The 12,830-nt window shown below is 41.5% G+C and carries 8 protein-coding genes; 6 read left to right on the top strand and 2 right to left on the bottom strand.

Annotation, left to right across the window (positions count from 1 at the left end; all coding sequences use genetic code 11):
• Positions 1-478: 478 nt before the first annotated feature.
• From BACCOPRO_RS11695 to BACCOPRO_RS11685, 3 genes are all read left to right on the top strand, one after another.
• The gene (locus BACCOPRO_RS11695; protein WP_050765350.1) at positions 479-3,757 is read left to right on the top strand and encodes a SusC/RagA family TonB-linked outer membrane protein; all 3,279 of its coding nucleotides are present in this window, start codon (positions 479-481) and stop codon (positions 3,755-3,757) included.
• Positions 3,758-3,777: 20 nt separating this feature from the next.
• Complete coding sequence (locus BACCOPRO_RS11690; protein WP_008143901.1) at positions 3,778-5,400, top strand: RagB/SusD family nutrient uptake outer membrane protein; 1,623 nt, start codon at positions 3,778-3,780, stop codon at positions 5,398-5,400.
• 123 nt (positions 5,401-5,523) lie between these two features.
• Complete coding sequence (locus BACCOPRO_RS11685) at positions 5,524-6,771, top strand: alpha/beta hydrolase family protein (protein ID WP_008143900.1); 1,248 nt, start codon at positions 5,524-5,526, stop codon at positions 6,769-6,771.
• A gap of 59 nt (positions 6,772-6,830) precedes the next feature.
• Here the strand turns inward: BACCOPRO_RS11685 and BACCOPRO_RS11680 are convergent, their stop codons facing one another.
• Positions 6,831-7,793, bottom strand: coding sequence for a FimB/Mfa2 family fimbrial subunit (locus tag BACCOPRO_RS11680; protein WP_008143898.1), 963 nt, complete (start codon positions 7,791-7,793; stop codon positions 6,831-6,833).
• Positions 7,794-8,037: 244 nt separating this feature from the next.
• Between BACCOPRO_RS11680 and BACCOPRO_RS11675 the strand changes: the two genes are divergently transcribed.
• The gene (locus tag BACCOPRO_RS11675; RefSeq protein WP_008143894.1) at positions 8,038-9,189 is read left to right on the top strand and encodes a lactonase family protein; all 1,152 of its coding nucleotides are present in this window, start codon (positions 8,038-8,040) and stop codon (positions 9,187-9,189) included.
• A 129-nt stretch (positions 9,190-9,318) separates the two neighbouring features.
• Here BACCOPRO_RS11675 and cls read toward each other — a convergent pair whose 3' ends face one another.
• Positions 9,319-10,533, bottom strand: coding sequence for a cardiolipin synthase (gene cls, locus BACCOPRO_RS11670; protein ID WP_246497817.1), 1,215 nt, complete (start codon positions 10,531-10,533; stop codon positions 9,319-9,321).
• A 284-nt stretch (positions 10,534-10,817) separates the two neighbouring features.
• Between cls and BACCOPRO_RS11665 the strand changes: the two genes are divergently transcribed.
• Both BACCOPRO_RS11665 and BACCOPRO_RS18080 read left to right on the top strand, forming a co-directional pair.
• A complete protein-coding gene (locus BACCOPRO_RS11665) occupies positions 10,818-11,735 on the top strand; it encodes a DMT family transporter (RefSeq protein WP_008143891.1) in 918 nt (305 codons plus the stop codon).
• A gap of 231 nt (positions 11,736-11,966) precedes the next feature.
• On the top strand, positions 11,967-12,830 hold an 864-nt coding region (locus tag BACCOPRO_RS18080), incomplete at its 3' end, for a hypothetical protein (RefSeq protein WP_008143890.1).

Here is a 12,830-nt window from a genome sequence, read left to right as displayed (position 1 = left end):
TAAGGTGAAACGTGAATAATCGTATAGAAAAGTTTAATGAATAATGTTTTCTTACAGAAATAAGGCAAATATATATAATTATTTTAATAATAAAAGGGGTTGTACCGGTGATTATTTATAAAATATGGGCTTTTGATATTTTGAGGCTTTTTATATATTGAAATTTATCTGTGTTTAATTAATAATAATGCCTTATTATACATATATTATTTGTAATTATTGGGTTATTAATAAAATTTTGTTTGAATATTATTTATATTTTGATTTTATTACTATCTTTGCCCAAGATAATAAAATATAATAAAATTAGATATAGAGTTCTTAATAAATTTGCGAAAAAATGTATGGGCTCTATATTGATAGCTTTGATTAATCTGATTTTTTTGATCTATGTTTAATATTATTAAAAACTTAAGTTATGAAGAAACCTTTGAAATCAATTAGCATGCTGCTTTTTCTGGCGGGGATTCCTACAGGAATGACGGCAGTATCTTTACCGATGGAAACCACATGGGAAGCTTTGCAACAGGATGGAGCGTGTAGAGGGGTTGTAAAAGATGCGTCTGGAGAAACCGTTATTGGTGCAACGGTGGTAGTGAAGGGTACGACAAATGGTACAATTACAGGAATCGATGGTGATTTTGTATTGTCAAATGTGAAAAAAGGAGATGTGATACAAATCTCTTTTGTTGGATATGTGTCTCAAGAGATAAAATGGAATGGTACTCCGTTGAAAGTTGTATTGAAAGAAGATACCCAGACTTTGGAGGAGGTTGTTGTAACTGGTTATGGAGGTACACAGTTACGTACAAAAGTTACAAACTCTATTGCTTCTGTTAAAAAAGAAGCATTAAGTGTCGGTTTGTTCTCAAATCCGGCCCAGGCTTTGTCTGGTGCGGTTGCCGGTTTGAAGGTTATTCAGAATTCTGGTAGTCCTGGTGCAGCTCCGACTGTAATCTTGCGTGGTGGTACGAATCTGGATGGTACAGGTTCTCCGCTGGTCGTTGTGGACGGACAGTTGCGTGATAGCATGAGTGATATTAATCCGGAAGATATTGAGTCTATGAATGTTTTAAAAGATGCCGGTGCTACGGCTCTTTACGGTGCTCGTGCCAGCAATGGTGTTATTTTGATTACTACCAAAAAAGGTAAGCAGGGTTTTCGTGAAATTAATTTCAAAGCTAAGGTTGGTTTGAGTTATGCATATAATCCTTATGATTTTTTGAGTGGAGCTGAATATATAAAAGCTTTGCGTAAAGGTATTTATGATGCAGGAAACTTGTTCGTGGATAAGAATGGTGTGACTAAAGGATATGGTATTTATGCCAATGGCGCTTTGTCGGGTGCACAACCTTTCGGTACTGGTAATGTGTATGGAGAAAGTCCCTATAGTACTATGTTTCTGGATGACGATAACCGCTGGTTGTTACAGAAAGGCTGGAAGACGGTTACCGACCCTATTACTGGAAAAGAGATTATTTTCAAAGATACGGATGTAGATAAATATAATGCAAATAATCCGGCGTTTTCACAGGACTATAATGTCAATATGTCTGGTGGTAATGATCGGGGTACTTATTATGCAGGTATTGGTTATAACCATCAGGAAGGTGTGCCTATCAGTACTTTTTATGAGCGTATATCTTTCATTACGAATGCAAGTTATAAGGTTACGGATTGGCTGACTTCTACTTCTTCTTTGAATTATAACCGTGCAAACTGGAGAAACCTTCCAGGATCGGCTTCCAGTGAAGCCAATTATTTCGGCCGTGTACGTGCATTACCACCTACGGTACGTTTTGAAGATGAAGAAGGGAACATGTTGTTAGGTCCTGGAGTTGCAGATGGAAACCAGTCCTATCAGCCGGAAAAATGGAACAGTGATAATCAGACGGATAAGTTTACGATGGTGCAGTCTTTTAAGATTGACTTGATGAAGGGACTTACACTGACAGCTAATGCAAACTGGTATTATTCTGAAGGTTATTATGAGAATTTTACTCAGGATTATGAAAGTACTCCGGGGGTATGGAATACGACTCGTTCAACTTCTGCGGAATATAACCGAGATTTTCGTCAGACTTATAATGGTGTATTGAATTATAATCAGACATTGTTCCGTGATCATCATGTGGATATCATGTTAGGTATGGAATACTACAATAGATATTATCGTGGATTTTCAGCTAAGGGTCAAGGGGCTCCGACCGATGACTTGGGTGATCTGGGGCTGACTGATAGCGGTGAAGGAATGCGTGCTATTGATTCATATCATGAAAAGCAACGTATTTTGTCATTCTTTGGTCGCTTGAATTATGATTTCCAGGAAAAATATTTGGTCTCATTTGTTTTCCGTCAGGATGGTTATTCTTCTTTATTGGGTGATAACCGCTGGGGATTTTTCCCAGGTGTATCAGCAGGTTGGGTATTTGGTCGTGAAAACTTTATCAAAGAGAAGCTGCCTGTTCTTTCATTTGGTAAATTACGTGCCAGTTATGGTGTGAATGGTAATGCCAGTGGTATCGGTGCATATACTTTGCAGGGTAGTTATAACAAAGTAACAAACTATAACGGAAATGTCGGCTACTTGATTGCTGCGTTGCCAAATCCGGGTTTGAGATGGGAAAAGACCAATACATTTGAAGTTGGTTTGGATTTGAGCTTTTTCCATAATCGCTTAACAACCAATTTCACTTATTATAATCGCTTGACTTCAGACAAGTATGCAGCTTTGAGCTTCCCGACAACCATCGGTTTCTCTTCTGTAACTAATAATAATGGTAAACTTCGCAACCAGGGTCTGGAAATGGAGTTTTCTGGTCGCATTATTGAGACAAAAGACTGGTCATGGAATGCTGGTTTGAATGTTGCATTTAATAAAAATAAGATTGTTTCTCTGCCAGATAATGGCTTGGAAAGAAATAGACAGAGTGCATTCCAGGTTTATACAGGAAATGGAGATGAAAAGATGTGGGTTGGTGGTTATCAGGAAGGGTATGAACCCAATATTCTTTATATTTATCAGGTAGATGGTATTTATAAGTCATATGATCAGATACCGGGCAACTTGATTCGTAAATATGGATCTTATACTTATTATGGACCAGATGCCTGGAATCAATTGACTGCAGACCAGCAAAATGCAAAGACTAATTTCCCGATTCAGCCGGGTGATGCAATGTTCCATGACGTGAATGGAGATAATGTAATTGATGAATTTGATAAAGTAAGAGTGGGTAATACCAATCCGCACTGGACTGGAGGTTTCAATTCAACTTTATCTTGGAAAGGCTTGAAATTGTATACTCGTTTTGACTTTGCGCTTGGATTTTGGATTTATGAATCTGGAGCTTCTCAAAGTACAACTCCGTGGCATTTGGGATGTATGCAGGGAACTTATAACGTACCTGATTTGTATTATGATACTTGGTCTGAAGAGAATCCGAATGGAACTTATCCTCGTTTCTTGTATGCTGATCAGTTAGGTAAGAATAACTATCAGCCAGCTTCAACTTTGTTTGCTCATAAAGGTAATTACCTTGCTATCCGTGAGATTTCATTAAGCTATTCTTTACCACAGAAGTGGACTCAGGCTGTCAAGATGCAGCGTGCAGAAGTTTCTATTACAGGACAGAACCTGGGATATATCACTTCTGCCAAGAATGTATTCTCTCCAGAGACAGGAGCGAATGGTGTGGTAAGCAATGGTTATGCTTTGCCAAAAAGTGTTCTCTTTGGTGTTAACTTGACTTTCTAATATATTAAAACAGAACTGATATGAAACAATTTATAAAAAATACATTACGAGCAAGCGCATTTATTGTGGCTTTGGGAATGGTTTCCTGTGATGCACTGGATTTGGCTCCGATCGATTATTATGGAGATGGTAACTTTTGGAAAAGGAAGGAGCATGTGGTCTCTTATATGGATGGTCTGCATAAGAATCTGCGTGATAAGATTTTCAGACACCAATATGAATTAGGTGAGGCCCGTGGAGGAACAAGTAAAATGGGTACTGCTGTAGATGGAACATCCTTGAATTATCAGAGTATGGTTTCTCAGCGTCTGACTTCTGAAGATCCGGGTATTACAGGCTTTGGGGATTATTATGGAGTAATTGCCAATGTGAATATTTTCCTCCAAAAGACTAAGGAAGCCGATTACATGGAAGAAAGTGAAAAATCTTATTATCTGGCACAGGCTTATGGTTTGAGAGCATTCTATTATTTTGATTTGTATCGCACTTATGGTACTGCTCCATTGCGCTTGGATCCGAATGAAGTGGTGAATGGTAATTTCAATCCGGAAGACCTTTATATGGAACGTGCCAGCGGTTCAAAATTGATGACGCAAATTAAGGCAGATTTGGCAGAATCAATGAGACTGTTCGGTGATAATAATTCATTTGATCCTGAAAGCAGAGGAAATAAGAAATCTTATTGGTCAAAAGCTGCAACAGAGTATTTGGCTGCTGAAGTATATTTGTGGAATGCCAAAGTTTCAGTTGATGATAATGCGGCCAATGAGGCTGATCTGGCGATCGCTAAACAGCATTGTCAGAGTTTGATGGATAATTATGGTTTGAGCCTGATGGATAATTATGCAGATATTTTTGATGTTGAGCATAAAGGAAACAGTGAAATAATCATGGCTATTCGTTATATGGAAGGGGAAGCTTCCAACTCTAACGGTACTTATATGTATAATTATCAGACGGGTGCTTGGAAGACAATCGGTTACAATGATGAAAACGGTAATGCTATGGGTGACACTTTGCAGGTAAGAACCAGTGGCATGCAACGTATCGAATATTTGCCGGAATTCTTTTTTGCCTATGAGAAAGGACGTGATAGTCGTCGTGATGTAAATTTCCTGAGTGCCTATAGCAAGACTGATAATTCTTTCTTAGGAACTGTATTCAAGAAAATTATGGGACATCTGAATGCAAATACCAATAGCTATATTTGGGATGCTGATGCAGTGTTGTATCGTTTGGCCGGTGTTTATTTCATGATGGCAGAAATTGCCAATATGGAAGGAGGAGATGTTGCCCAGTATATCAATCCGATCCGTAAACGTGCATACGGGGCTAGTTGGAATGAGGCAACAGATGCTTATGTCAATGGTGATTTCACGCAGAATGAATTAGCTATCTTGGCAGAAAAAGATAAAGAAATGTTGGGCGAAGGTCAACGTTGGTATGACTTGAACCGTATGATGCTTACTAAAGGAGGAGATCACTTGGTTTTCTGTAAAGAAGGTAGCAAGGACGGGCAAGCTCCTATTCTGAATAAATCAACAGAAGCATATAAAGTTTTTTGGCCGATAGAAACAGAAATGTTAAATAAGGATCCGAAGCTTGTTCAAACACCTGGATATGAAAATGCAGCGGTGAATTGAGCTATGTGCATTGTAAGTTGATAGATTAAAGATTATATTAATAAAGTTAATCATTGAAGGACGGCAAGAGATTGGTATATTGGGAATAAAAGATACAACTCTTGTCGTCTTTTTTTGTATGTTATGCGAAGTTTTTTTTGTTTGATTGTGTCTGGCTTCCTTATTTCTCTGGCCTGTAAGGCACAGACAAACTGGGATCCAGAGCAGCATGCAGTTATTGTATCAGAACGGGGGGACGGGCGTTTTACAAGTTCATATGCCATAGTTCATCAGCTGGTTAAGAATACCCGTCCATCTTTGTCTTTTCATAGTGAGATGAGGCCGGAGGAAATGCCTGTATGGCAGTCTGAGGTACGGCAAGCCATGATGAAATTAATGGCCTTTCCTGATTATTTACCGGAAAAGAAGCCTATATGCGTAAGTCAGGAAAAACGTGATGGATATACATTGGAAAAATGGGAGTTTTATCCGTTGCCTCAGGCCCTTTCTACTTTTCTGGTACTTCGTCCGAATCATTTGTCCAAAACTGTGCCTGCTGTCTTGTGTATTCCAGGCTCTGGTATGAGTAAAGAAGGACTTGCCGGTGAACCGGGTATCTCGGAGAAACTAAATGATAATTATACTTCAGAGAAGGTTTCCATGGCACTAAATTTTGTTCGTAAAGGGTATATTGCCGTTGCTGTGGACAATCCTGCTTCGGGAGAGGCTTCAGATTTGGAAATGTATACTCGTGGAAGGCAATATGATTATGAAGTCGTTTCTCGTATGTTGCTTGAAATAGGATGGAGTTATTTGGGATATACTTCCTGGTTGGATATGCAGGTTTTAGATTGGATGAAGCAGGATCCGGATATTCGAAAGGATCGTATTATTGTGAGTGGCTTTTCTTTGGGGACGGAGCCATTAATGGTACTGGGTGTATTGGATCCTTCAATTTATGCATTTGTGTATAATGACTTTTTATGTCAAACTCAAGAGCGTGCTATTGTTATGACCAAACCTACGGAAAAAGGTTATCGTCCTTTTCCTAATTCAATTCGTCATTTGATTCCTGGTTTCTGGCATTATTTTAATTTCCCGGATTTGGTTGCAGCTTTGGCTCCGCGTCCTCTTATTCTGACGGAGGGGGGACTTGACCGGGATTTGGAATTAGTCAGAAAGGCATACTCTTTGAGTGGTCATCCGGAAAATGTGGAGATACATCATTATGAGAAATATGCAGATCCAGCTCTGCGCCACTTTGTTTCCGTATTACCGGAGGGGCTTGACAGAGATACGTATTTTCAGATGGTAAATGTGGATGGTACAAATCATTATTTTAAGAATGAATTTATATTTAAATGGCTGGATCAACTGTTTCTTGATTTGTAATAAATAGCTGTCAAGCATAAAGGCTGTCCAAACGGGCAGCCTTTTTATTTATAATCTTGTCAGTAAACAATCGGGAACTCGATTGTTTCACTGGTTTCATTCCAGTCTTCGACGGTGAAGTCGCCGGTACTTTCATTGATCAGCAAGTCTCCGATGACTAAATTAAGTGTCAGCCGGCTGTTTGCGGTTAGTCTTGTATTCAGTTTCTGGGACAGTGTATGTATGCTTCCGTCTTTCAGCTGGATGCGAAGTTCGAATTCCGGATCAGGACCTGAAGGGAAGAGCATTACCGTGGCATTGGACATTTGCATTCCGTCTTCAGAACGTACCAGAGGGAATTTGACGGTTTTATCCATATTTTCTGCTTCGGCGGTATAATAATTCAGCCGTTCGGCTATTCCATGGATGCGGACTTCCATGCTCGCAATATGGTCACTGAAGGTACCTTTGTCCTGATTGGTTACAGTTACTTTCAGGCCGGCCACTACTCGTTTCAGGGAAGCATTCAGGTTTTCTTCTGCAATATCTGTTTCTTGTATGGCATGCACCAGGTCATATACAGGTCTGTATGTATCGTCATCTGTATTTTTCTTCAGTGATAAATAGCTTTTCGACAGGTCGGTTCCTAAAGACAGGCCGGGAGTGACGATGGCCGGTGCGCTGTAAGTCGGTTCTTTGTAAACGGGAGTTCCCCAGTACACCATGTTGTATGTTCTTTCAGGAAGTGTCAGTTCCCGGTTGTAACCATTCAGGGTATGACCTTCCTTGATGGGATAGAACCCGTTGAATACGGTTAGTTTGTTGTTGATGTAATTTCCGAAGTAAGTTGAAGTTCCTGCGTTGCAGGGAAATACTTCAAGAATGCCGGTCATGGGACTTTGAGGCTCTTGTGGCGTGTCAACGAAAGCAGTCAGTTGAGGAGTAACCATCGGAATGCTGTTTACATCGTTGCTTACATCTTCTTTATGGCATGCTGAGGCCACAAAGAGCAGGGAAATTGCTCCCGAAATCATTTTTTTCATAAAAGTAAGTGAGTTGGAAAAATAGTTTAGAAAAGTCTGTTAGTTTAGTTTCTGTGATATATATACAACAACCGGAAAGTCGGAATGTTTGATAAGATCATTGTTTTTTTGTCCGGCGGATAATTTTTCCTTTCTTTTTTCGTTTTTACGCACTTTGCGTTGTACATTTGAGGCAGAAATCACATATCGGGTCGTCTGGCTGCTGAAAATAGTTGGGCGTCCTGGCAGAAAGAGATAAAAGCTTATGAAGAAAAAACTGATGGCTGGATGTATGGCCGGGATCACCTTGCTGATGGGATCTTGTGCCGGAAAGGCAGGACAGGCAGAGAAGCCTGCGGATGATTCACTCTATTTGCTGGTAGGCAGTTATGCCGACAGTATGCAGGAAGGAGTGAAAGTGTATGAGTTTGACCAGGAAAAAGGAGACGGAACGTATTTGAGTGGTTTGAAAGGGATCTCAAACCCTTCTTTTCTTACTGTTTCCGGGAATGGAGAAAGAGTGTATGCAGTAGGAGAGGACAGTGAGGAAGGTTCTACGGCCAATGCGTTGTCCTTTGATCGGGAAGCCGGTCGTTTGAAACTGTTGAATTCGATGTTTACAGGAGGAGGTGCTCCTTGTAACATCACACTCAGCCCCCGGGAAGATTATGTACTGACCGCCAATTATATGGGAGGAAGTATTTCTGTATTTCCACTGGAGGCTGACGGGCAGCTGAAGGAAAGCCATGTAATCCGTTTCGAAGGAAAAGGTCCGGATCCGGAGCGTCAGTCACAGCCGCATTTACATAGTGTTTTGTTTACGCCTGATTCCAAATGGTTGCTGGCCAATGACCTGGGAACAGACCGGATTCACGTATTTCCTGTAAAGGATTCATCGAAAGGAGAAGGGTTGCTGGATGAGGCTGCAGCCTATGACATTCAGTTGAGACCGGGAAGCGGACCGCGTCATACCTGTTTCTCACCCGATGGACATTATGCTTATCTGATCACTGAAATCTCCGGAGATGTAGTGGCAATGGCATACGACGGCATGCGTCTGGACACGCTTCAGTATATTAAGGCCGATACGTTGTCGGCTCAGGGAAGTGCGGATATCCATGTTTCTCCTGACGGTCGTTATGTTTATGCTTCCAACCGTCTGAAAGGAGATGGCATTGCTGTTTTTGAAGTGGATACGGAAGATGGAACACTGAACCGGGTAGGTTATCAGCCGACGGGTATCCATCCGCGTAATTTTGTGATAACGCCGAATGGAGGTTTTCTGCTGGTGGCTTGCCGGGATACCAACGAAATTCAGATCTTTGCCCGTGATGCTGATACGGGAATGCTTACGGATACCGGTAAACGGATAAAGACGGAAAAACCGGTTTGTCTGGTATTTGTTGCAAAGAAGTGATTAAAATCAGACTTTTCCAGCTCTTTGGATAAAGAGAGAAAGAACTGAAAAAATGTTTCGACGTTTTACATAAAACAACGAAGGCTTTTCGTTGAAACGTCGAAACATTTTTTTTAAAGCCCGAGGGGTTTAAAGTACAGGGGTAAACAGATGGGCAAACCATCCGACGAAGCGTTTCCAGGGAGAGCGCTTGAGATGCTCCTCACGTGTATATACTGTACTGTTCAGCTTGTCTTGCCGGAACACTTCTGTCAGTTCGGCCGTTGTCGGAAGATCGAAGATAAATGCATTGATCTCATAATCATATCGCAGGCTCCGGCTGTTCAGGTTGGTGCTTCCCACGGTACAGAAACGGTCGTCTACCATCATGATCTTGGAATGATGAAAGCCTCCGTTGAAGACATAAATATGAGCTCCGGCCTTGCGCAGGCGGTTGGCGAAGTAGAATCCTGCGTCCGGAGTGAAAGGAATATCCGACTTGCCCGGAATCATGATTTCCACTCTGACTCCGCGCTTTACTGCCCGTTTGATGGCTTTCCGAATGCTTCGCGTCGGTGTGAAGTAAGGATTGATCAGCTGAATTTTACGGTCGGCCGCATCAATGGCGGCAATATAGGCTTCCCTCACAGCCTTGGGGGCTTCTTTGGGAATTCGCTGTACGATAGCCACCCGTCCTCCGCTTACGTCAGGAAGATGTGCCAGGGAATCTTTATCCAGAGGGAAACATTCTTCTCCACCGATATGCTGTCCGGTTTCCTTGTTCCAGGTATGCAGAAAGGCTTTCTGCAGATATTCGGCGGCAGGCCCTTCGATGCGTACATGCATATCACGCCAGGGACCGATTTCCGGCAGTCCGTTGATGTAATAGTCGGCAATATTCATACCGCCCGTATAACCAACCTTCCCATCCACTACTACTATTTTCTGATGATCCCGGCTGAATACATGGTTGATATAAGGAAAACGGAACGGGTCGAACTTCACAATTTCAACTCCGCGTTCGTTCAGCATCTTTAAATGATCTTTACGTAACGGACGGTTATTGGAGAAATTTCCGAAAGCATCGAACAGGGCACGTACCTTTACACCTTCTTTCGCTTTTTCAGCCAGTAGTGTAAAAAGTTCCTTGGCAATAGAGTCACTCCGGAAATTAAAATATTCCAGATGTACCTGATGACGGGCATTCCGGATTTCGTGAAACAGACTTTCAAACTTACTTCTTCCGCTCGTAAGCAGAGTAAGTTGGTTATGAGGTGTTATGACATATCCTTGCTGGCGCAGGTAGCGGGCAAATATCGAATCAGAAGGCAATTGTACTTTTACCGTATCTGTGGTACGAACCATCGTATTCGTATCTTCCGGGCAGCTTGTCGATAAAGATGGCTCTTCATGCCGTTCTCCGGCTTTGGCCGGCATGGCTGTCATGCAGACGAGCATAGCCAGACACAATACCTTATATATAAGTTGACAGATAATCTTCATACAATGAATTCTTCAAAAGGCACAAAAGTAGGGATAATTCCACAAATAGCCAATATTTCTATGCGAAGATAGGATGTATCAACTATAAAAACAGAAGAATATGCATATCTTTGCACAATATTTCAAAAACATCAATACATTAAGACATGAACAGTTTAAAAGGCATTTTCTATGGAATCGTGACCTCAGTCACATTTGGTTTGATCCCGTTGTTTACTCTTCCTTTGATGCAAAAGGGGATGGAGTTTGACTCCATTCTTTTCTATCGTTTCCTTTTTGCAACCCTGGCATTGGGCGGTATGATGAAGCTGAAAAAGGAATCGTTCCGGATTGAACGGCGAGACATACCTATGCTGATTCTGTTGGGATTCTTCTATACCGGTTCTGCCATGTTTCTTTTCTGGGGGTATAACTTTATGGGAGCGGGAGTAGCTACTACTCTGCATTTTACTTATCCGATTTTTGTCACTTTGCTTATGTTCCTGATTTTCCGGGAAAGAGCTTCGTGGGTTACGTGGCTGGCCATTATTCTGGCCATCTTTGGAGTCAGCCGGCTTTCTCTGAAAGGAACGGAACTCTCACTCGATCCCGTTGGCGTGGTCATTGTGCTGCTTTCTGCCGTTGCATATGCCAGTTACATCACGGCGGTCAACCGTTCCCGTGTACGGGACATGAACGGACGCAAGCTGGCATTCTACGTATTCATCGTCAGTACTGTTCTGTTTGCCATAAAGGCTGGAACTAATCAGGGCATTCAAGCTCTTCCGGATGCCTGGTCAATTGTCAATCTGTTTTTGCTTGCCGTTGTGCCGACCGTTATATCCAACATTACACTCGTGCTGGCTGTGCATCATATCGGAGGCACTCTGACATCCATACTGGGAGCGATGGAACCTGTCACCGCCGTATGTATCGGTGTGCTGGTCTTCAGTGAGCCGTTTACAGCTCAGGAAGGAATCGGTATTCTCTGTATCATTGCTGCAGTTACACTCATTATTCTTACCAGGACCATACAAAAAACTTTATCTTCCGTTGTGCGGAAAATACGTCCCCGGCATGCCTGATGCAGGATGTGGTAAGAACAGATTTAACCCAACATTTTCAGGCTTTTGTATTACTTTGTTGTTACAATGAAGGGAAGTACAGGAAGGTTTGACCATTTATTCTCTTTTTTGAACACTTATATAATCTTCTTTAAGAAAAAATATTTTATCTTTGTAATTGTTATAAGATATAGACTTAGTGTTTATCTCTTTTAACAGTACAAGCGCATTTATTAATTAATGAGTTAATTTATGACAGTAAAAAAACAATTGCACCCCTTGGTATGGGCATTCTTCATGTCATGTTCCTTAGGTATCGTTTCTTGCGTGGACAGCAAATACGATCTGGACAAGGATATCGACATGACAGTAAACGTGGGCGGTGAGTATCTGACAATTCCCGCCGGTGGAACCGAACAGGCTCTGTTGAGTACAATCATTGAAGTGGAAAAAGATGATATGCTTCAGCCGGATGAAAATACCCGCGAATATCATCTGACTAAAAAAGAAACTATCACTGGCAGCGAATTCAAGGTAAATCCTGTGATGGCAGATGCGGTTGATGAAACAGGTTCACCTATTTCTGCTGTAACCCCGGAAGACTTTCCTTCTTCAGGAGATAAATTTGATGTTTCTCCTAAGGACGAATCAAGTACAACGAAAGTTTCTTCAACCATCAGTGTGGAAGATGATGTAAAGGCTTTGAAATGGGTCAATGGAACTGCTCCGTCCAAAATGAATATTCAGATGGATTTAACTCCGGGATTCCAATATGATGCAATTACACTTACTAATATTCGTATTGAGTTTCCTGAAGTCCTGAAGCTGGAAAATACTTCTTCAACCGGAAAACTGGAGAACAATGTATTGACCATTGACAAGCACGTGATCAATTCTTCCTCTTCTGCAGAAGGAGAATCTGCGTGGACCATTGAACTGGCAGTGAAGGGATATAATCTGGAAGCCAAGACAGGAGTAAGCGGAGCAAATCCTATTGAAAACGGAAAAATCAGCATCAATGATGATGTATTGGTAAAAATGACTGTCAGCGTAAATGGGGTTCAGAGCAATCAGACAATCAAGAAGCTGGAAATTGTTCCTCACATTACACTGGAT

This window comes from Phocaeicola coprophilus DSM 18228 = JCM 13818 (genome assembly GCF_000157915.1).
Lineage (GTDB): Bacteria > Bacteroidota > Bacteroidia > Bacteroidales > Bacteroidaceae > Phocaeicola > Phocaeicola coprophilus.
The sequence above is the reverse complement of the archived record's forward strand: the minus strand, read 5'-3'. Positions and strand labels throughout refer to the sequence as shown.

Bases quoted from the DNA above. Each gene is read 5' to 3' on its own strand.
- BACCOPRO_RS11695 (WP_050765350.1), top strand. From the start codon at position 479: ATGACGGCAGTATCTTTACCGATGGAAACCACATGGGAAGCTTTGCAA.
- BACCOPRO_RS11690 (WP_008143901.1), top strand. From the start codon at position 3,778: ATGAAACAATTTATAAAAAATACATTACGAGCAAGCGCATTTATTGTG.
- BACCOPRO_RS11685 (WP_008143900.1), top strand. From the start codon at position 5,524: ATGCGAAGTTTTTTTTGTTTGATTGTGTCTGGCTTCCTTATTTCTCTG.
- BACCOPRO_RS11680 (WP_008143898.1), bottom strand. From the start codon at position 7,793: ATGAAAAAAATGATTTCGGGAGCAATTTCCCTGCTCTTTGTGGCCTCA.
- BACCOPRO_RS11675 (WP_008143894.1), top strand. From the start codon at position 8,038: ATGAAGAAAAAACTGATGGCTGGATGTATGGCCGGGATCACCTTGCTG.
- cls (WP_246497817.1), bottom strand. From the start codon at position 10,533: ATGGTTCGTACCACAGATACGGTAAAAGTACAATTGCCTTCTGATTCG.
- BACCOPRO_RS11665 (WP_008143891.1), top strand. From the start codon at position 10,818: ATGAACAGTTTAAAAGGCATTTTCTATGGAATCGTGACCTCAGTCACA.